The following is a 20,637-nucleotide window of genomic DNA, read 5'->3' on the forward strand; positions in this document are numbered from 1 at the left end:
CCGCCGGCCCTGGGCCTCACGGCGAGGCTTCCAGCAGCCGGGCGAGGCGTTCGGCGAGTTCGTTGTGGCGGAACGGCTTGGTCAACACCTCGAAGCCGTTGAGTTGCTCGGGCGTGAGGTTGGCGTAGCCGGTGATGACCAGCACCGGCAATTGCGGGAAGCGCTGGCGCAGTTCCTCGGCAAGCTGCACGCCGGTCTTGTCGGCCATGAGATGGTCGGTGACCAGCAGGTCGGGCGCCAGGCCGCGCTCGACCTCGCCCAGGGCTTCCTCCGCCGACGCCGCCTCGCTGACCTGGTAGCCGAGATCGCCGAGCAGCAGCGCGGTGGTGTAGCGCACCATCCTGTCGTCGTCGACCAGCAGCACGTGGGTCGGCCGCAACGCTTCCGGTGCGTCCGGGCAGCTTTCTGCGGTGGATTGCGTCTGCTCCGCGGTGATCGGCAGCCAGATGCTCACCCGGGTCCCCTTGCCGATCTCCGAGTGGATCCCCAGGCCGCCGCCGGACTGGGCGACCAGGCCCTGGACCATCGACAGGCCGAGGCCGGTGCCCTTGCCCACGCCCTTGGTGGAAAAGAACGGCTCCATGCAGCGGGCCAGCACCTCGGCGGGCATGCCTCCGCCGTTGTCGGCGACTTCCAGGCACACGTAGCGGCCGGCGCCGAGACCGTCCACCGCGCCGTCGATCACCAGGTCGGTCCGCGCGCCTATTTCCAGGCGGCCGCCTTCGCCCATGGCGTCGCGGGCGTTCACCGCGAGGTTGAGGATGGCCAGTTCGAACTGGTGCGGATCCACCACCACCGCAGGCAGGCGTTCCGGGATCTCGATGCGGACCTCGATGGTCGGGCCGAGCGAGCGCTCGATCAGGTCGTGCATGCCTTCGACCAGCTCGCGCAGGGCCACCGCCTGCGGCTTGAGGGTTTGCCGGCGGGCGAAGGTGAGCAGGCGACCGACGAGGTTCCGCGCCCGTTCGGCGGACTGTAGCGCGCCGTCGATGAGGTCGGTGGAGCGGGCGTCGTCGAGCCGCCGGCGGATCAGTTCCAGCGAGGCCATGATCGGCGTCAGCAGGTTGTTGAAGTCATGGGCGATGCCGCCGGTCAACTGGCCGACCATCTCCATCTTGCGCGCCTCGTGAAGCTGCGCCAGGGCGCTTTCGCGCTGGGCGAGCATGGTCGCGACACGTTCTTCCAGGCTTTCGTTGAGTTCGCGCAGCTCGTTCTCGGCGCGTACCCGCGCGCTGATGTCCATGCACACGCAGAGCAGGCCGCTGGCGGCATGCTGCTCGTCCACCAGCGGCGTGACCTGGTTCTGCACCCACACCGTATCGCCGTCGGGGCGAACGTAGCGGCCGCTCATCTCGAACGCCGCGCCGGTCGCTCCGCCTGGCGCCGCAGGGAGGGCGAAGTCGGCGGGGTCGAGGATGTCCTGCATGCGCAGGCCGAGCAGGGTCTCGCGCGAACGGCCGGCGATCTCGCAGTAGCGATCGTTGACCCGGGTGAAGCGCCAGTTCCGGTCGCATACCGCGATGCCCGCGCTGGCCTGGTCGAACATCGCCGCCAGTTGCGCGGAACTGGTGCGCAGCGCCAGCTCCGCGCGGGCATGGGTGAGCGAGGTCCAGGCCAGCTTGGCGGCTTCCTCCGCCAGGCGGCGCGGATCTTCGCCGAGCGCCTGCGGATGGGCGAAGTGGATCGCCAGCAGCGCCTCCAGCCGGCCGTGGCGCAGCACCGGGACATGCAGCGTGGCGCCCAGCCCCAGGCGCGCGCGGCTCGCCGCCTCGTCGAGACTCATGCCGCGCTCCCCGGCGAGGTCTTCCCGCGCCACGCTGCGTCCGGCATGCAGTTCGCCGGACAGGGTGGCGCCGAACGCCAGGTAGCGATGCCGACCGACCGCCGAGCGGCCGTCGTGGAGATAGTCGCGATGGACCTGGAAGGTCATGCCGTCGCCGTTGTCCTCGCCGAAGAATATCCGCGACGCGCCCAGCTCCTCGCCGAGCCGGCGCAGGGCGGTGGCTTCGATTTCCAGGGGATCGGCCAGGGACGGCAGGGTCTGGCCCAGTTCCAGGAGGAACGCCTGGCGGCGTTCGAAACGCACCCGCTCGGTGGTCTCGGTGACGATGCACAGCACGCCGCCGACGGAACCGTCGGTTTCCCGCACCGCCGAATAGGACACGTCGAAATAGACCGTCTCGCCGCGCCCGTGGCGTTCGATGTAGAAGGGCCGATCCTTTGCCGCGAAGGTCTCGCCGGTCTCGTACACACCGCGCAGCAGCGGTTCGAGGTCATCCCACAGCTCCCGCCAGTTCTCTATCGCCGGCCGACCGAGGGCGCGCGGATGCTTGTCGCCGATGCTCGGCGCGTAGGCATCGTTGTACAGGGCGACGAATTCCGCGCCCCAGAACAGCACGATCTGCGCCTTGGCCGGCAGCAGCGTGGCCATCGTCGTCTTCAGGCTCGCCGACCAGGCGTCCGGCGGGCCGAGGGGCGAACTGGCCGCGTCGAGGCTGAGCAACAGTTTCCCGACCGTTCCTCCGTTGGCCAGGAAGGCCGGTGGATGGTCGAGGGGGTTCGGGTCCGGTTCGATGGTGAAAGGCTGTGCCATGTCTGCGGAGTCTTGCTCGGTTCCGGTTGAGGTGGTGGGTCGTATGGAATATAGGAGGGCGGTGGGTGCGCTTGCGTTCAATCCGGCTGGGCGGGATGGCGCACCGGGGCGCTCCAGACGCTCGGCGCGTTGCCAGGCGGAGTCTGGCGATGATTTCGTACGCGGTGCCCGAGACCGCGATGGAGACTTGGCGTAGGGGCGAACGACGCCACCGGCGTCATTCGCCATGGCCGGGTCAACCGGAACGTCGAGCGGCTACCAGGCGCTGCTGCAGGCGCGTCAGGAAGGCCACTTCGAAGGCGGTCTTCTGCATCGGTGTGGGCAGGCTGTCGCGGCCGAAGGCGAAGGCGGTCCAGAGCTGGCCTTCGATCTGGTCGGCAAGCCAGTTCTCGGCCTGGCGGACGCCCTTGTCGATGGCGGGCTGGGCGGGAACCGGCCAGAGCAGGGAGAGACCGGGTTGCCGGTCGGCGGGGGGAATCTCGACCATCAGGTCCTTGTAGCGTTCGATGATTGCGTCGACGTGGGTCTTTTCCTTTTCATCCTTCGTCATGCTGGGTGCTCCGTTTCTGAGAGTCACATGACCTGCCGCCTTCGCTGTCAATCGATGGAGGCAGGATCGCGCAGGGTTGACAGACCGGGAAACGGAACCGGCAGACCACGAGGGTCTCCCCACGCGATCCGCCATGAAGGCCCGCAGTTGGAAAACTGCGGTCGAGCCGATGCCTGCAAAAGCATTCGCTGCTTTCGCATGCACCGCTCGGCGCATCGCGCCGTCTCTTCGGGCTGTCAAACCCGGTCACGGATTTGGCCGTGACGGGCGCAGGATAGGGGCAGGCAAGGCGGGGAGCAAGGGCGGGAACGGGTGACGGCAGAGGCTATCGGCAGGCAAGGCGTTGGCTGAAGCGATTCATGGAAATAACCCGGCGTTGGGAGCGCGCCGTTAATCATCGTTTACCAGGAGAAAACAATCCGCCTGGACTGTTCGATTCAATATTTTGTGATGCGCTTCACGCAATAAGAGTATTCCTTATGAGCCACGCAAAAGTGTCATTCGCTTCTTCGAAGAGGGCGCTGCCGAAGTTGCACGCTAGTTGGGCACGCCGCGAGGGCGGCTCGGCACTTTGGTGCATAAGGATATAACCCTTTCTTCATTTCTGATTTTCGTCAGAGTTCGTGCCGGGGCGACCGTCCGTCATTCGATATTAATTAAAAGCGTCAATAATCCGTTTAGGAATCAGGGGCTTGGAAATCCACCTGGCAGAACTGACAGGTCGGTATGCCCAACCAAAGTATTGAACTGATTTAAGTGGTGGTACAAATTTGCCTTTCCCATGTTAGTCCTACTTAACAGGCGAAGCGGTGGAGAGCGCTCTGTTGCGGGCTGCTCGGGATTAAATGGGTTTCGCCCTCGGGGGGCTCCTGTCTTCCAATAAAAACAAGTTGTCGCCAGGCCTGATGAACTTTCAGGTACCCGCGTTCCGTTTTCTCGCGGAACTCACTGACTGCGCTTAACCGCGTGACCGGTTCGGTCGGTAAACAGCGACCTGCGCCGGAAACGCGATAACCGAGACAACTCAATCGAGGAACAGAAGATGGGATTATTCAATGCAGCCGCGAACCTGTTCGGCCAGGTCTACGAGCGCGCGACGCAGGTGGCCGCCACCGCCGTCACGGCGGTGGCGGACGTGGCCAGGACATTGGTGGGCTCCACCGTCGACGCTGTGGAGCAGCAGGTGCACGAAGCGCTGACATCGGTGCATGACGCCGTTGCCAGCGTGGAGCAGGCGCTGGAGGGTACGGTCGGCGCGGTGGCCGGCACGCTCGGCGAGATCGCCGGCGACGCCCTCGACACCGTAGGCTCCGCGGTCGGCACGCTGGGCGGGCTGGCCGGCAACTCGCTGGCGATCGCCGACGACTTGTTGCACGGGCGCGTCGAGCCGGAGGATTACCTGAAGCTGGTCGGTGACCTGGGGCAGGGCGTCGGTGCCACCGTCGGCCATGCCTGGGAATTCGGCAGCGACAGCCTGAAGGCCGCCAACGATCTCTACCACGCCGCCTACCAGGGTGGCTCGCTAAGCCTCGGCAATAGCGACGGCCTGCTCGGGGTCAATGTGATCGGCTCGCTGCTCGGCGGCAATCACGACCAGGGCGTGATTCCCGATAGCCGCGGCATCCTCGGCCCGCTGCCGATCAACGTCTCCTTCACCGAGCAAGGCCTGACCTTCGGCGGCGAGACGCCGCTGACTCCGCTGGTCACCGCAGCCCTGGCGCTGAATCCGATCACCGCGCCGCTGGTGCCGGTGCTGGCGCCGCTCAACCTCGGCGGCCTGGGAGTGGTCGGCTCGGTCGACAAGGAAGGCTTCAGCGCCAAGTTCTACGGTATCGCCGGACCCAGCTACAACCTCGGCGTGGCCAATCTCGGCGGCACCCTGGAGCTGGGTAGCTACAACGAGGTCAAGCTGCTGAGCTGGAACGAGGTGACCCTCAAGGACCTGCCCATCGTCGGCGGCATCCTCGGCTACGTGCCGGTGGTCAAGGACATCGGTGTCTCGCTGCCGACGCTGGACCTGCACTTCGACAGCAAGCTGTATGCGCAAACGATTGCCGGTGTCGATGTCGCCGGGGTCGGGCCGAAGGGCCAGATCGAGCTGGTGCATGACCTCGACAATGACCTGTCGATCGTCGCCGGTATCGCCGGGGATACCGCGCACAGCGCCCTGGACGGTGCCGGCAAGGTGCTCGCGGCGCTGCTCGGCCACGGCGGCGAAGCGGCGCCGCCGACAATCCAGCTGATCGGCGCCGACCCGGCGCCGGAGCATCAGGCCCTGGCCGCCTGACGGCGAGGGAACGCCCGGCACAGGGAGGTGCCATCCGGGCTCATTCGGGATTCCAGCGGCAGTCGTGGCAGAAGTGAGCGCGCTCGATGGCAAGGCTCGGTTCCAGCGTTACCAACGAAATCAAACAGGCCCTGGCGGCCAGCCGCGGCGCGTTGCGCAGCGTGGCGGCGTTCTCTGGGGTGATCAACCTGCTGATGCTGGTGCCCTCGCTGTACATGCTGCAGGTGTACGACCGCGTGCTGTCCTCGGCCAACGAAGTCACCCTGTTGATGCTGACCCTGATGGCGCTCGGCGTGTTCGTCTTCATGGGCGCGCTGGAGGCGCTGCGCAGCTTCGTCCTGGTGCGGGTCAGCGAACGCTTCGACGGCCAGTTGCACGGGCGGATCTACGCCGCCGCCTTCGAACGCAACCTGCGCGCCGGCGGCCAGGAGGCCAGCCAGGCGCTGCACGACCTGACCACCCTGCGCCAGTTCCTCACCGGCCAGGCGCTGTTCGCCTTCTTCGACGCACCCTGGTTCCCGGTCTACCTGCTGGTGATCTTCCTCTTCGACCCCTGGCTCGGCCTGCTCTCGCTGGTCGGCGCGCTGGCCCTGATGGCCCTCGCCTGGTTCAACGAACGCGCCACCCGTGCGCCGCTGGCCAAGGCCGGCGAGTTGTCGATCAAGTCCGGCCAACTGGCCAGCAACAACCTGCGCAACGCCGAGGTGATCGAGGCGATGGGCATGCTCGGTAGCATGCGCGGGCGCTGGGAACGGCTGCACCAGGCGTTCCTCGATCAGCAGAGCCTGGCCAGCGAGCGCGCGGCGCGGATCAACGCGCTGAGCAAGTACCTGCGCATCGCCCTGCAATCCCTGGTGCTCGGCCTCGGCGCCTGGCTGGCGGTGGAGGGACGCATCACCCCGGGGATGATGATCGCCGGCTCGATCCTGATGGGCCGTGCGCTGGGGCCCATCGACCAACTGATCGGCGTGTGGAAGCAGTGGGGCGCGGCGCGCGATGCCTATCGCCGGCTGAGCGGCCTGCTCGACGAATTCCCCGCCCGCGAGCGGCGCATGGAATTGCCCGAGCCGCGTGGCCACCTGCTGCTGGAATCGCTGGACGCGGCGCCGCCCGGCAGCGAGGCGCGCACCCTGCGTGGCCTGACTCTGGCGATCCCGGCCGGCTCGGTGGTCGGCGTGATCGGTCCGTCCGGCTCCGGCAAGTCGAGCCTGGCGCGGGTAGTGCTGGGCATCTGGCCGACCCTGCACGGCAGCGTGCGCCTGGACGGCGCCGAGATCCGCCAGTACGAGCGCGAGACCCTCGGCCCGCGCATCGGCTACCTGCCGCAGGACATCGAACTGTTCGCCGGCACGGTGGCGGAAAACATTGCCCGCTTCGGCGAGGTGCAGGCCGACAAGGTGGTGGAGGCGGCGCGCCTGGCCGGGGTCCATGAACTGGTCCTGCGCCTGCCGCAGGGCTACGACACCGTGCTCGGCGTCGGCGGCGCCGGGCTTTCCGGCGGCCAGCGCCAGCGCATCGCCCTGGCCCGGGCGCTGTACGGCGCGCCGACCCTGGTGGTGCTCGACGAACCCAACTCGAACCTCGACGACAGCGGCGAGCAGGCGCTGCTGGCGGCGATCCAGGCGCTCAAGGCGCGTGGCTGCACGGTGCTGCTGATCACCCACCGGGCCGGCGTGCTGGGTTGCGCCGACCGCCTGCTGGCGCTGAACGCCGGCCAGTTGCACCTGTACGGCGAGCGTGACCAGGTGCTCGCCGCCTTGAACAACCAGCGCGCCGCGTCGGCGTCGCGGCAGCGCGCGGACTACCGGGTGGCCGGCTACGGCGCGCCGCAGGTGGTGGCCGCGCCGCGCCAGGGAGGTGTGGAATGACCCGCACGGTGAAACGCGACGAGAACGCCTATGCGCGACTGGGCTGGCTGCTGGTCCTGTTCGGCTTCGGCGGCGCGCTGCTCTGGGCCGCCTTCGCGCCGCTCGACCAGGGCGTGGCGGTGCCGGCCACGGTGATCATCTCCGGCCAGCGCAAGTCGGTGCAGCATCCGCTGGGCGGGGTGGTCAAGCACATCCTGGTGCGCGACGGCCAGCATGTGGAGGCGGGCGAGCCGCTGATCCGCATGGAACCGACCCAGGCCCGGGCCAACGTCGATTCGCTGCTCAACCGGTACGCCAACGCGCGGCTCAACCAGGCGCGCCTGCAGGCCGAATACGACGGCCGGCGGACCCTGGAGATGCCCGCGGGGCTGGCCGAGCAGGCCCCGCTGCCGACCCTCGGCGAGCGCCTGGAGTTGCAACGGCAGTTGCTGCACAGCCGCCAGACCGCGCTGGCCAACGAACTCTCCGCATTGCGGGCGAACATCGAGGGGCTGCGCGCCCAGCTCGAAGGGTTGCGCCAGACCGAGGGCAACCAGCGCCTGCAACAACGCCTGTTGAACAGCCAGTTGAGCGGTGCGCGCGACCTCGCCGAGGAAGGCTACATGCCGCGCAACCAGTTGCTCGAACAGGAGCGCCAACTGGCCGAGGTGAACGCCCGGCTATCGGAGAGCAGCGGTCGCTTCGGGCAGATCCGCCAGAGCATCGCCGAGGCGCAGATGCGCATCGCCCAACGCGAGGAGGAGTACCGCAAGGAAGTCAACGGGCAACTGGCGGAAACCCAGGTCAATGCGCGGACACTCTGGGAGGAGCTGTCCTCGGCGCGCTACGAACTGCGGCACGCCGAGATCCGCGCGCCGGTCAGCGGCTACGTGGCCGGCTTGAAGGTGTTCACCGATGGCGGGGTGATCGGCCCCGGCGAATTGCTGATGTACATCGTGCCCAACAGCGACAGCCTGGAAGTGGAGGGCCAGCTCGCGGTGAACCTGGTCGACCGGATCCACAGCGGGTTGCCGGTGGAGATGCTGTTCACCGCCTTCAACCAGAGCAAGACCCCGCGGGTCACCGGCGAGGTGACCATGGTCAGCGCCGACCGCCTGCTCGACGAGCAGAACAAGCAGCCCTACTACGCGCTGCGCGCCCAGGTCGACGCGGCCGCGATGGGCAAGCTGAAGGGCCTGCAGATCCGCCCGGGAATGGCGGTGCAGGTGTTCGTCCGCACCGGCGAGCGCTCGCTGCTCAACTACCTGTTCAAGCCCCTGTTCGACCGCGCCCACGTGGCGCTGGCGGAGAACTGACCGATGACCACGCGCCGCCTGATGACCTGGCTGTTCGGCGCCTTCCTGTTGCTGCTGCGCGAGGATGCCTTCGCCCTCGGCCTGCTGGACGGCTATCACCTGGCCCTGGAGAACGACCCGCAGTTCCAGGCCGCGATCCAGGAGCACGAGGCCGGCAGGCAATACCGTGCGCTCGGCCGCGCGGCGCTGCTGCCGCGCCTGGTGTACAGCTACAACCGTGGGCGCAGTTGGTCCGATGTGACCCAGGCCACCACCCGCGGCGATTTCAAGGAAGACCGCGACTACGACAGCTACGTCTCCACCCTCAGCCTGCAACAGCCGTTGTTCGACTACGAGGCCTTCAGCCGCTACCGCAAGGGCGTGGCCCAGGCGCTGCTGTCCGACGAGCGCTTCCGCAGCCAGAGCCAGGAACTGCTGGTCCGGGTCCTGGAAGCCTATACCGGCGCGCTGCTGGCCCAGGACCAGATCGAACTGGCGCGGGCGCAGAAACGCTCCTACCGCGAGCAGTTCCAGCTCAACCAGCGCCAGTTCGAGCGCGGCAACGGCACCCGCACCGACACCCTGGAGACCCAGGCCCGCTTCAACCTGGCCCAGGCCCAGGAAATCGAGGCGCGGGACAGCCAGGATGCCGCCCTGCGCGAGCTGGAGCGACTGGTCGGGGCGCCGCTGGAGATCGCCGACCTGGCGCCGCTCGGCGAACGCTTCCAGGTGCGCCCGCTGAGCCCCGCCAGCTACACCGCCTGGCGCGACCTGGCGCTGGCCGAGAATCCCGAGCTGGCCTCGCTGCGCCACGCGGTGGACGTGGCCCGCTACGAGGTCGAGCAGAACCGCGCCGACTTCCTGCCGCGCCTGGGCCTGTACGCCAGCACCGGCAAGTCCAAGTCCGGTTCGGAGAACACCTACAACCAGCGCTACGAGACCGACAGCGTCGGCATCCAGTTGAGCGTTCCGCTGTTCTCCGGCGGCGAGACCCTGGCGGCGACGCGCCAGGCCACGCATCGCATGGAGAAGAGCCATTACGACCTGGACGACAAGGTCCGCGAGACCCTCAACCAGGTGCGCAAGATGTACAACCAGAGCAGCAGCAGCGCGGCGAAGATCCGCGCCTACGAGATGACCGTGGAGTCGGCGCGGACGCTGGTGATGGCCACGCGCAAGAGCATCGCCGCCGGGGTGCGGGTCAACCTCGACCTGCTGAACGCCGAGCAGGCGCTGTACAGCGCGATGAACGAGCTGTCCAAGGCCAAGTACGACTACCTCACGGCCTGGGCACGCCTGCGTTTCTACGCCGGGGTGCTGGACGAAGCCGACCTGGAACTGGTGGCGGCGAACTTCGTTTCCGGCGAGACGCCGGCGCGCCGCCGCGACTGCGCGACGACGGATTGCCCGGCGCCGCTGCACACCCTGTCGAAGACCGATACGGAGGAAAACCGGAGCGCGCTCAATTGAGACCGCGAAGGACGTGCGGGCAATTGTTCGCCTGGCGTGAAGTCGATGTCCCGGGCGGGTCGACAGAGGTCGAACAATACGCACGGAATTGTTTTTCCAATAAGGCTCTATTTATATGAAACGGTTTTTATAATATTCCAGTGTCTTCGGTGGTTTTATCTTTCCTGCATGATTTCATATATGCGGAATTCGTTCGTGCATATGCTTTAAGTGCAGCTTAATTTTTTTCGTGAAACCTGTGGACATTGGAAAATAAGCTGTGTCAGTTTGGACTTCGGCCTGATCTGGCCGATAACTGCAATTATCCATCCGATAATTGTATCCGAGTTATTTCCTTTACAACTTAAAGGGATATGACAATGTCCAGCAATTCTCTTGCATTGAAAGGTCGTAGCGATGCGTATACCCAGGTAGACAACTTCCTGCATGCCTATGCGCGGGGCGGGGACGAATTGGTCAATGGCCATCCGTCCTATACCGTCGACCAGGCGGCGGAGCAGATCCTCCGCGAACAGGCGTCTTGGCAGAAAGCACCGGGCGACTCGGTGCTGACCCTGTCCTATTCGTTCCTGACCAAGCCGAACGACTTCTTCAATACGCCGTGGAAGTATGTCAGCGATATCTACTCGCTGGGCAAGTTCAGCGCCTTCTCCGCGCAGCAGCAGGCCCAGGCCAAGTTGTCGCTGCAATCCTGGGCAGACGTCACCAATATCCACTTCGTCGACGCCGGCCAGGGCGATCAGGGCGACCTGACCTTCGGCAACTTCAGCAGTAGTGTCGGCGGTGCGGCGTTCGCCTTCCTGCCGGATGTACCGGATGCGCTCAAGGGGCAATCCTGGTACCTGATCAACAGCAGCTACAGCGCCAACGTCAATCCGGCCAACGGCAACTACGGACGCCAGACCCTGACCCACGAGATCGGCCATACCCTGGGCCTGAGCCACCCCGGCGACTACAACGCCGGCGAGGGCGATCCCACCTACGCCGACGCTACCTACGCCGAGGACACCCGCGCCTATTCGGTGATGAGCTACTGGGAAGAGCAGAACACCGGCCAGGACTTCAAGGGCGCCTATTCCTCGGCACCGCTGCTGGACGACATCGCGGCGATCCAGAAGCTCTACGGGGCCAACCTGACCACTCGCACCGGCGACACGGTGTACGGCTTCAACTCCAACACCGAGCGCGACTTCTACAGCGCCACCTCGTCCAGTTCCAAGCTGGTGTTCTCGGTGTGGGACGCCGGCGGCAACGACACCCTGGACTTCTCCGGCTTCAGCCAGAACCAGAAGATCAACCTCAACGAGAAGGCGCTGTCCGATGTCGGCGGGTTGAAGGGCAATGTGTCGATCGCTGCCGGGGTCACCGTGGAAAACGCCATCGGCGGCTCGGGTAGCGACCTGTTGATCGGCAACGACGTGGCCAACGTGCTCAAGGGCGGCGCCGGCAACGACATCCTCTACGGCGGCCTCGGCGCGGACCAGCTGTGGGGTGGCGCGGGAGCCGACACCTTCGTCTACGGCGATATCGCCGAGTCCTCCGCGGCGGCGCCGGATACCCTGCGCGACTTCGTCAGCGGCCAGGACAAGATCGACCTGTCCGGGCTGGACGCCTTCGTCAACGGCGGGCTGGTGCTGCAATACGTCGACGCCTTCGCCGGCCAGGCCGGCCAGGCGATCCTGTCCTACGACGCGGCGAGCAAGGCCGGCAGCCTGGCGATCGACTTCAGCGGGGATGCCCATGCCGATTTCGCGATCAATCTGATCGGCCAGGCGACCCAGGCCGACATCGTCGTCTGACGCGCTGACACGGGCGCGGTTCGGTGCGGCGGTACGAACCGCGGCCCTTCGGCCGGCCGGGCACTGTTCGAATTGATAGGTGTCTTCCACAGGAGCGAAGTTGTGAACTGTGGTGCGCCCGTGGGCCGGCGACCCGGCGGACGAACGGAGGCCCGCGGCGCCTGGCGCGCGCTGGCGTTCGAAGCGAGGATGGCGGGCGGCGTTCGCCGTGTTATCCGATGTTCCAGGCTTGAAGGAGATCTCTCGATGTCGGCAAGCGCGAAGCTCTCCAGGATGGTTTGCTTGCTCTGCGGTTTTTTCAGCACAGGTATCAGTATGGCCAGCAGTCTGATTCTTCTCAGCGCTTCCGATCTCGCCGGGCAATGGACCCTGCAGCAGGACGAGGCGCCCGCGATCTGCCATCTGGAGCTGCGCGACAGCGAAGTGGCGGAAGCCAGTGGCTACGACCTGGGCGGCGATACCGCCTGCCTCACGCGCTGGCTGCCCAGCGAGCCGCGCGCCTGGAGGCCTACCCCGGCCGGGATCGCGCTGCTCGAACGCGGCGGCCTGACCCTGATGCTCCTCGGTCGCCAGGGCGAGGGCGACTACCGGGTGCAGAAGGGCGACGGCGGGCAGTTGGTGCTGCGCCGCGCGACGCCCTAGCTCGCCTGCGGGTCAGACCACGAAGCGACCGATCATGCCCTTGAGGTCGTTGGCCAGGCGCGACAGCTCGTGGCTGGCGCCGCGGGTCTGCTCGGCGCCCTGGGTGGTCTGCACGGCAACGTCGCGGATGTTCACCAGGTTGCGATCGACCTCGCGGGCGACGTGGGCCTGCTCCTCGGCAGCGCTGGCGATCACCAGGGTGCGCTCGTTGATCCGCGTGGCGTGCTCGGCGATCTCGCCCAGAGCGTGGTCGGCGGCCTCGGCCTCGTCGAGCATCTGCCGGGCGCGCTGGTCGTTCTCGCGCATCGCGGACACCGCGGTGTCGGTGCCCTCGCGGACGCTGGCGATCATGCCTTCGATCTCATGGGTCGATTGCTGGGTGCGGTGGGCGAGGGCGCGCACTTCGTCGGCGACCACCGCGAATCCGCGGCCCTGCTCGCCGGCGCGGGCGGCCTCGATGGCGGCATTGAGGGCGAGGAGGTTGGTCTGCTCGGCGATGGCGCGGATCACGTCGAGCACCTTGCCGATGTCCTGCGCCTGGCTGGCCAGGCCCTCCACCAGGCGCGCAGTCTGGCCGATCTCGGTGTTCAACTGGCGGATCGAGCGGACGGTCTGTCCGACCCGTGCGCGGCCGTTGCCGGCGGCCCGTTCCGAGAGACTGGAGGCCTCGGCGGTGGAGCTGGCGTTGCGCGCGACCTCCTCGACCGCCGCGCTCATTTCGTTGACCGCGGTGGCGGCCATCTCGATCTCATCGTTCTGCCGGGCCAGCGACCGGTTGCCTTCCTCGGTCACCGCGTTCAGTTGCTCGGCAGCGGCGGCCAGCAGCGCGGCGGAATCGCCGATCTGCTCGATGGTGTCGTGCAGGCTGGCCTGCATGCTGCGCATGGCCTTCATCAGTTGCGCCGGCTCGTCGTCGCCGTCGCTGGCGATCTCGCCAGTCAGGTCGCGGGCCGCGATGCGGTCGGCGCAGGACACCGCCTGGCGGATCGGCACGACGATGCTGCGGGTCAGCAGCCAGGCGATCGTCACGCTGGCCGCCAGGGCCACCAGCAGCACCGCGAGGATCGCGGTGGAGGCCCGGGAGTAGACATCGGCGGCTTCGGCGGTGGAGGCGCGGGCGGCCTCGCGGTCGAGGGCGATGAGTTGCTTCAGGGTCCGCTGCACCTGCTCGTAGCGCTGCAACTGGGCCCCGCCCATCAGCACGCTGGCTTCGTCGGTACGGTTGTCACGGGACAGCGCGAGCAGGGCGGCGTGTCCTTCGAGGTATTCCTGCTGGCGCTGGACGAACTGGTCGAGCAACGCGCGCTCCTCGTCCAGGACCAGCAAGGGGCGGTATTCCCTTTCCACCCTGGCGAGGGTAGCGATGACCTCGTCCATCCGTTGTTCCTGCTGGCGCATGCGCGTGGCGTCGTGCAGCAGCACGTGGTTCATCTCGCCGAGGCGCAGTTCGCTCATCAGGCCGCTGAGCTGGGCCGAGGCTTCGACGCTGGGCAGCCAGACCTCGCCGATATCCTTGGCGGCGCGGTTCAGCGAACCCATGCGGTTGTGCGCGAAGAGGCCGAGCGCCACCAGCAGCGAGGCGAGGATGGCGAAGCCGATGACGGCGCGTGGGGTGATGGCGATACGACGAAGAAGCATGGGGTGGTCTCCGACCGGGCTGTGGGAAGGTGCTTGGCCCTGTAGCGGGGCGCGGAGGGGTTTCTTGAGGGGCTGCGGGGCTATTTGGAATTGCCCTACATGATTGCTAGGAATTTTCTGTAAGTTTTCGATGTGCTCGAGCCGGTTGTGCCGTTTTCGGCATGCTCCGGGTCGATTGAGGTCAAGAGAAGGCTGTCGCGGCAGGCCACCCTAGGGATTGGTCGAACAAGGAGAAGCCCGTGATCCGAATGACGCTGGACGAGGTCCGCGAGCTGGCCGTGCGCATCCTGCGCCGGCACGCTTTCAGCGAAGCCCATGTACAGGCGGTGGCCGATACCCTGGTGGCGGGGGAGCGTGACGAATGCGCGTCCCACGGTATCTGGCGGTTGCTCGGCTGCATCGCCACCCTGAAGGCCGGCAAGGTATCCGCCGACGCCGAGCCGGAACTGCACGACATCGCTCCCGGCCTGCTGCGGGTCGACGCCCATGGCGGGTTCTCCCAGTGCGCATTCCGGCTGGGGCTGCCGCATCTGCTGGAGAAGGCCCGCAGCCAGGGTATCGCGGCGATGGCGGTGAACCGCTGTGTGCATTTCTCCGCGCTATGGGTTGAGGTCGAGGCACTCACCGAGGCGGGCCTGGTGGCCCTGGCGACCACGCCGAGTCATGCCTGGGTGGCGCCGGCGGGCGGACGCAAGCCGATCTTCGGCACCAACCCGATCGCCTTTGGCTGGCCGCGTCCGGACGGCCCGCCGTTCGTCTTCGACTTCGCCACCAGCGCCGTGGCGCGTGGCGAGATCCAGTTGCACGAACGCGCCGGCAAGCCGATCCCGCTGGGCTGGGGGGTGGACGAGCAGGGCGAGCCGACCACCGATGCCAGCGCCGCGTTGCGAGGCGCCATGCTTACTTTCGGCGGGCACAAGGGCTCGGCCCTGGCGGCGATGGTCGAACTGCTCGCCGGTCCGCTGATCGGCGACCTGACCAGTGCCGAGTCGCTGGCCTACGACGAGGGCAGCCGTTCTTCTCCCTACGGTGGCGAACTGCTGATCGCCATCGATCCGCGGCGCATGCTCGGCGCCTCGGCGGAGGAGCACCTGGCGCGCGCCGAGACGCTGTTCGAAGGCATCGTCGAACAGGGCGCGCGCTTGCCCTCGCAGCGACGCTTCGAAGCGCGCGAACGCAGCGCCAGGGACGGCGTGACGATTCCCGAGGCGTTGCACCGGGAGCTACTGGCGTTGCTGGAGTGAGCGCAAGGCGAGGGGCCGACCGGACAGCGTGGCGCAACGAGGACGACTGCGTAGGGCGGATAGCGCCAACGGCGTTATCCGCCATCCAGGCTTCCAGGCGTGCTCAATCCAGGGCCTCGCGCGTGCTCCGGCCATCGACCAGGCGCAGCAGGCCCAGCGGGTTGGCGTTCTTCAGGGCGTCCGGGAGCAGGCTGTCGGGGTAGTCCTGGTAGCACAGCGGGCGCAGGAAGCGTTCGATGGCCAGAGTTCCCACCGAGGTGCCGCGAGCGTCGGAGGTGGCCGGGTAGGGGCCGCCGTGGACCATGGCGTCGCACACCTCGACGCCGGTCGGATAGCCGTTGAATAGCAGGCGCCCGGCCTTGCGTTCGAGCTGCGGGACCAGCCCGGCGAACGCCGCGAGATCGTCCGCTTCGCCGATCAGGGTCGCCGTCAACTGGCCGTGCAGGTTGTCCAGCGCGCGGGCAAGCTGTTCCTCGTCGGCCGCCTCGACGACCACGGTGGCCGGGCCGAACACCTCTTCCTGGAGCAGTTCGTCGCCTTCCAGCAACAGGCCCACGTCGGCCTTGAACAACTGCGGATGGGCCTGCCGTCCTTCCTGTGGCGCGCCGGCCAGGCGCCGGATGCCGGGATGGCGCTCCAGGCGTTGCAGTCCTTCGACATAGCTGCGCAAGGTGCCGGCGTTGAGCATGCTCTGTGCCGGCCTGGCGGCCAGTGCCTCGCCCAGGGCCGCGACGAAGGCGTCGAAGCCGGGGGAGCGCAGGCCAAGCACCAGGCCCGGCTTGGTGCAGAACTGGCCGCAGCCGAGCGTCACCGAGGCGGCCAGCTCCTCCGCCACCTGGCGGCCGCGCCGGCGCAGGGCTTCGGGGAGCACCACCAGCGGATTGATGCTGCTCATCTCGGCGAACACCGGGATCGGCTGCGGCCGCGCCGCTGCCAGGTCGCAAAGTGCGCGCCCGCCCTTGAGCGAACCGGTGAAGCCGACCGCGCGGATGGCCGGATGGCGCACCAGCGCCTCGCCGACGCCGCTGCCGTAGACCATGTTGAATACCCCGTCCGGCATGCCGCTGTCGGCCGCCGCCTGGAGGATCGCGTCGGCCACGCATTCGGCGGTGGCCATGTGTCCGCCGTGGGCCTTGACCACCACCGGGCAGCCGGCGGCCAGGGCGGCGGCGCTGTCGCCGCCGGCGGTGGAAAAGGCCAGCGGGAAGTTGCTGGCACCGAACACCGCCACCGGGCCGAGACCGATTCGCCACTGGCGCAGGTCGGGGCGCGGCGGGGTACGCCCGGGTTGTCCTCGATCGATGCGCGCGCCGTGGAAGTCGCCACGCCGCAGGACTTCGGCGAACAGCCGCAACTGGTTGGCGGTACGTGTCCGTTCGCCCTGGATGCGTACGGCGGGCAGCGCGGTCTCGCGACGGACCAGGGCGACGAAGTCGTCGCCCAGGGCGTCGAGGCGCGAGGCGATCGCCTCGAGGAATCCGGCGCGGCGCGTGGCGGACAGTTGCCGGTAGTGTGGATAGGCGCGTTCGGCGGCGCGGGCGGCGGCGTCGACCTCCGCCTCGGTGGCCTGGACGAAGGCGTAGGGCAGCGCTTCGCCGCTGTCGGCGTCGAGGCTGCGCAGGATGAGGTTGCCGGCGGCGCTGCGAGCGCCGCCGACGTAGTTGTGACCGAGGATACTGGGCATGGGGCCTCCCTGGGGACGGTGGACGGAATGCTCTGCCGCTGGCTCTCGCCGGCCGCTCCCTGGGGAGCGAGGCGGCGAGGGCGCGGCGCCGGCTACAAGCCGACGTCCGGCAGCGCCGGCCGGCTGGCCAGGGCCTTGGCCATGATCCGCTCGACGTGCTCGCGATCGGCGCCGCGCAGGGCCAGGCGCGGTGGACGGGTGAGGGCGCTGCCGCGACCGGCGAGTTGCTCGCAGAGCTTGATGCACTGCACCAGGTCGGGACGGGCGTCGAGATGGAGGATCGGCATCAGCCACTCGTAGATCGGCATCGCCTCGGCGAAGCGCCCGGCCCTGGCCAGGCGGAAGATGGTCTCGCCTTCCTTCGGGAACACGTTGGACATTCCCGAGATCCAGCCCTGGGCGCCCACCGCCACGCTTTCCAGGACCACGTCGTCGAGGCCGGCGAAGAGGATGAAGCGCTCGCCCACCTGGTTGCGTACGTCGATGAAGCGGCGGGTGTCGCCGGAGCTGTCCTTGAAGCAGACGATGTTCTCGCAGTCGGCCAGGGAAACCAGGATGTCCGGGGTGACGTCGTTCCGGTAGATCGGCGGGTTGTTGTAGACCATCACCGGCAGGTCGGTGCCGCTGGCCACGCTGCGGAAATGCTCGGCGGTCTCGTGCGGCTTGGAGGAATAGACCAGTGCCGGCATCACCATGATGCCGTCGACGCCGACCCGCTCCACCGCCTTGGCCACCTTCGCCGCGCCGGCGCTGGTGAACTCGGCGATCCCGCAGATCACCGGCACGCGGCCGCCGGAGGCATCCTTGGCGACCTCGGTGACGGCCATCTTCTCCTCGATGGTCAGCGAGGTGTTCTCGCCGACGCTGCCGCATACCACCAGCCCGGACACGCCGTCGCGCACCAGGTTGGAAATGACCGTGTGGGTTTCCTCCAGGTTCACCGAGAAATCGGCGTTGAATTGGGTGGTGACCGCGGGGAATACGCCGCTCCAGTTGACGTGCTTGCTCATGGTTTCTCCTTTTTTCGTATTTCGTATACGAATTCAGTCGGACCGCTGCGGTCCGAGTCACAGGGCGACGGCAGCGTTCGCCGTCGTGGGCGATCCGGTACGCGCCGGATCGGTTTCCGCCCGGCCGCTGTCTGCGGTCGGGCGGGGTGGTCAGCAGTGGCCGCCGGGCCAGGTGTCGGACAGCCGATAGCCTTGCGGCCAGGGATCGTCCGGGTCGAGCAGGTACTGGTGGATGCCGGTGATCCAGGCCCGCCCGGACAGGCACGGGAGGATCGCCGGACGGCCGCCGAGTTCGGTCAGCGACTCGATGTGGCAGTGGAATTCCGAACCGATGATGGAGCGCCCGACGAAGCGTTCGCCGACCCGCAGCTGGCCTTTCGCCTGGAGCACCGCCATCCGCGCCGAGCAGCCGGTGCCGCAGGGCGAGCGGTCGATCTTGCCGGGGCGGATGACCACCGCGTTGCTCGCGCCGAGGACACCGTCGCGGCGCTCCGGCGGCGCGGCCAGCTGGCAGAAGGACAGATGGTCCCAGTCCGGGTTGGTCGGGTGGCGGAAGCCCAGTTGTTCGTTGGCCGCGTGGGTGATCTTCAAGCCGGTGGCGACCAGCTCGGCGGCCTCGTCGGCGCGCAGGGCGAAGCCCAGGCGCCGGGCGTCGGCGATGACGAAGCTGTCGCCGCCGTAGGCGGTGTCGACCTGTAGCGAGCCGAGGCCCTCGACTTCGATCCAGGCGTCGAGGCGGTCGGCGAACGACGGCACGTTGCGGATTTCCACCCGCTCGGCCTTGCCGTCGCGGCATTCCGCGCGGGCCTCGATCAGCCCGCCCGGCGCTTCCAGCAGCAGCCGGGTCAGCGGTTCGCGCATCGGCAGGATGCCGCTGTCGAGCAGCACGGTGGCCACGCACAGCGAATTGGAACCGGACATCGGCGGGGTGTCGGCCGGCTCCATGATGATCCAGCCCATCTGCGCGCGCGGGTCCTTGGCCGGCACCAGCAGATTGGCGTGGCGGAACACTCCGCCGCGCGGTTCGTTGAGGACGAAGTTGCGCAGGTCCTGGTCTCTGGCGATCCAGCGCGACTGTTCCCAGAGGGTGGCGCCGGGCGGCGCGGCGACGCCGCCGACGATCACGTCGCCGACCTCGCCTTCGGCATGGCAACTGACGATGTGGACGATCCGCTGCGAACGCATGGCTATCTCCTGTGCGGGGGCGGGCTCAGAGCACCGAGCGGAGGAATTCCACCGTCTCCGGCCGCTGCGGGTCGCCGATCACCTGGTCGGGGGTGCCGATCTCGTGGACCAGGCCATTGCGGAAGAACGCCACCCGGTCGGACACGTCGCGGGCGAAGCGGATCTCGTGGGTGACCAGGACCATGGTCATGCCTTCTTCGGCGAGCAGGCGCATGGTGTCCAGCACCTCGCCGACCAACTGCGGGTCGAGCGCCGAGGTGGCTTCGTCGAACAGCATGTAGTCCGGCGACATCGCCAGCGCCCGGGCGATCGCCATGCGCTGTTGCTGGCCGCCGGAAAGGCGCTGGGGGAAGACCTTGAGCTTGTCGCCGAGACCGACGTGGGTAAGTTGCTTCAGCGCCATCGCCTCGGCTTCGGCGCGGCTCTTGCCGAGCACCTTGCGCGGCGCGAGCATGACGTTTTCCAGCACGGTCAGGTGGGGGAAGGCGTTCCACTGCTGGAAGACGATGCCGATCTTCCGCCGCAGGCGGTTGAGGTCGGTGCCGCGGGCATGCACGTCGATGCCGTCGACGCGGATGCTGCCGCGCTGGATCGGCTCCAGGCCGTTGATGCACATCAGCAGGGTCGACTTGCCGGAACCGGAGCCGCCGATGATCGACAGCACCTCGCCCTTGTCCACCCTCAGGTCGACGCCCTTGACCACCTCGAACTGGCCGTAGGCCTTGTGCACGCCGCTGATCTCGATCATTGCTGCCATCTCCGTTCCAGCCGGGCGCCGAGTCGCGCGACCACCCAGCTCATGAGGTAATAGACGAGCCCCGCGATGCAGAGCACGAAGAGCGGTTCCTGGATGCGCGTGACGATGGTCTGCGAGGCGCGCAGCAGTTCGACGATGCCGATCCAGAGCACCAGCGAGGTGTCCTTCATCACCGACAGGGTCAGGTTGACCCAACCGGGGAAGGCCACCCGGGCGGCCGTCGGCAGGACGATGTGGAACAGGTCCTGGCGATAGCTCAGGCCCAGCGAACGCGCGGCCCGGCGCACGCTCGGCGGTACCGAGAGGACGCCGCCGCGGACCACCTCGGTGCAGTAGGCGGCGGCGTACACGCCGAGCACCAGGCAGGCCACGGCGAAGGCGCTCCAGTCGAGGCCGAGGATGCTCTTGAAGGAATTGAGCAGGACGAACTGGATCAGCAGCGGCACGCTGCGGAATACGTCGAGCAGCGCCGCCAGCGGCAGGCTGGCGCGTGGCAGCAGGGCGCGGAGCAGGCCGAAGACGACGCCCAGCAGGGTGCCGATCAGCATCGCCATGGCGGTGATGGCGAGGGTGGTCCAGGCGCCTTGCAGGAGGAACAGCAGGTCGTTGGCGGTGAGGCTGGTGGTGAACACGGCA

The 20,637-nt window shown here is 67.7% G+C and carries 15 protein-coding genes; 7 read left to right on the forward strand and 8 right to left on the reverse strand.

What is annotated here, in order from left to right; all coding sequences use genetic code 11:
- Window positions 1–16: 16 nt before the first annotated feature.
- Complete coding sequence (locus FOC67_RS06800) at window positions 17–2,593, reverse strand: PAS domain-containing protein (protein WP_009315518.1); 2,577 nt, start codon at window positions 2,591–2,593, stop codon at window positions 17–19.
- Window positions 2,594–2,828: 235 nt separating this feature from the next.
- Window positions 2,829–3,143, reverse strand: a complete 315-nt coding sequence (locus FOC67_RS06805) for a LasR-specific antiactivator QslA (protein ID WP_003086723.1) — start codon at window positions 3,141–3,143, stop codon at window positions 2,829–2,831.
- A gap of 1,042 nt (window positions 3,144–4,185) precedes the next feature.
- Between FOC67_RS06805 and aprX the strand changes: the two genes are divergently transcribed.
- The 6 genes from aprX (at window position 4,186) to aprI (ending at window position 12,483) form a co-directional block, all read left to right on the forward strand.
- A complete protein-coding gene (gene aprX / locus FOC67_RS06810) occupies window positions 4,186–5,430 on the forward strand; it encodes a type I secretion system-dependent protein AprX (protein WP_003082538.1) in 1,245 nt (414 codons plus the stop codon).
- An 86-nt stretch (window positions 5,431–5,516) separates the two neighbouring features.
- The gene (gene aprD, locus FOC67_RS06815) at window positions 5,517–7,298 is read left to right on the forward strand and encodes an alkaline protease secretion ATP-binding protein AprD (protein WP_034036094.1); all 1,782 of its coding nucleotides are present in this window, start codon (window positions 5,517–5,519) and stop codon (window positions 7,296–7,298) included.
- A complete protein-coding gene (gene aprE, locus FOC67_RS06820) occupies window positions 7,295–8,593 on the forward strand; it encodes an alkaline protease secretion protein AprE (protein WP_003082540.1) in 1,299 nt (432 codons plus the stop codon). Before aprD ends, aprE begins: the two co-directional genes overlap by 4 nt.
- A 3-nt stretch (window positions 8,594–8,596) precedes the next feature.
- On the forward strand, window positions 8,597–10,042 hold the full coding sequence (gene aprF / locus FOC67_RS06825) for an alkaline protease secretion protein AprF (RefSeq protein ID WP_065278275.1): 1,446 nt from the start codon (window positions 8,597–8,599) through the stop codon (window positions 10,040–10,042).
- A 359-nt stretch (window positions 10,043–10,401) separates the two neighbouring features.
- Entirely contained in the window at window positions 10,402–11,841 is a 1,440-nt protein-coding gene (gene aprA / locus FOC67_RS06830; RefSeq protein WP_003086731.1) for a serralysin family metalloprotease AprA, read from the forward strand.
- Window positions 11,842–12,087: 246 nt separating this feature from the next.
- Window positions 12,088–12,483: an alkaline proteinase inhibitor AprI gene (gene aprI / locus FOC67_RS06835; RefSeq protein ID WP_003082543.1), complete on the forward strand. Its 396-nt coding sequence runs from the start codon at window positions 12,088–12,090 to the stop codon at window positions 12,481–12,483.
- 12 nt (window positions 12,484–12,495) lie between these two features.
- Here aprI and FOC67_RS06840 read toward each other — a convergent pair whose 3' ends face one another.
- Window positions 12,496–14,121 carry a methyl-accepting chemotaxis protein gene (locus FOC67_RS06840; RefSeq protein WP_009314894.1) on the reverse strand — a complete coding sequence of 542 codons (1,626 nt, stop codon included), beginning with the start codon at window positions 14,119–14,121 and terminating at the stop codon, window positions 12,496–12,498.
- 239 nt (window positions 14,122–14,360) lie between these two features.
- On the opposite strand from FOC67_RS06840, the gene lhpD reads away from it, so the two are divergent.
- Window positions 14,361–15,365: a bifunctional delta(1)-pyrroline-2-carboxylate/delta(1)-piperideine-2-carboxylate reductase gene (lhpD, locus tag FOC67_RS06845; protein WP_003082545.1), complete on the forward strand. Its 1,005-nt coding sequence runs from the start codon at window positions 14,361–14,363 to the stop codon at window positions 15,363–15,365.
- A gap of 103 nt (window positions 15,366–15,468) precedes the next feature.
- Here lhpD and FOC67_RS06850 read toward each other — a convergent pair whose 3' ends face one another.
- The 5 genes from FOC67_RS06850 to FOC67_RS06870 all read right to left on the reverse strand — a co-directional run bounded on the left by FOC67_RS06850 (window position 15,469) and on the right by FOC67_RS06870 (window position 20,633).
- Window positions 15,469–17,049: an aldehyde dehydrogenase (NADP(+)) gene (locus tag FOC67_RS06850; protein ID WP_009314893.1), complete on the reverse strand. Its 1,581-nt coding sequence runs from the start codon at window positions 17,047–17,049 to the stop codon at window positions 15,469–15,471.
- A 92-nt stretch (window positions 17,050–17,141) separates the two neighbouring features.
- Window positions 17,142–18,059, reverse strand: coding sequence for a dihydrodipicolinate synthase family protein (locus tag FOC67_RS06855; protein WP_003105052.1), 918 nt, complete (start codon window positions 18,057–18,059; stop codon window positions 17,142–17,144).
- Window positions 18,060–18,209: 150 nt separating this feature from the next.
- The gene (locus tag FOC67_RS06860) at window positions 18,210–19,244 is read right to left on the reverse strand and encodes a proline racemase family protein (RefSeq protein ID WP_003082552.1); all 1,035 of its coding nucleotides are present in this window, start codon (window positions 19,242–19,244) and stop codon (window positions 18,210–18,212) included.
- Window positions 19,245–19,269: 25 nt separating this feature from the next.
- Window positions 19,270–19,992 carry an amino acid ABC transporter ATP-binding protein gene (locus tag FOC67_RS06865; protein ID WP_009314892.1) on the reverse strand — a complete coding sequence of 241 codons (723 nt, stop codon included), beginning with the start codon at window positions 19,990–19,992 and terminating at the stop codon, window positions 19,270–19,272.
- On the reverse strand, window positions 19,989–20,633 hold the full coding sequence (locus FOC67_RS06870; RefSeq protein WP_009314891.1) for an amino acid ABC transporter permease: 645 nt from the start codon (window positions 20,631–20,633) through the stop codon (window positions 19,989–19,991). Before FOC67_RS06870 ends, FOC67_RS06865 begins: the two co-directional genes overlap by 4 nt.
- Window positions 20,634–20,637: the final 4 nt, after the last annotated feature.

This window comes from Pseudomonas sp. FDAARGOS_761, from assembly GCF_013343155.1.
Taxonomy (GTDB): domain Bacteria; phylum Pseudomonadota; class Gammaproteobacteria; order Pseudomonadales; family Pseudomonadaceae; genus Pseudomonas; species Pseudomonas aeruginosa.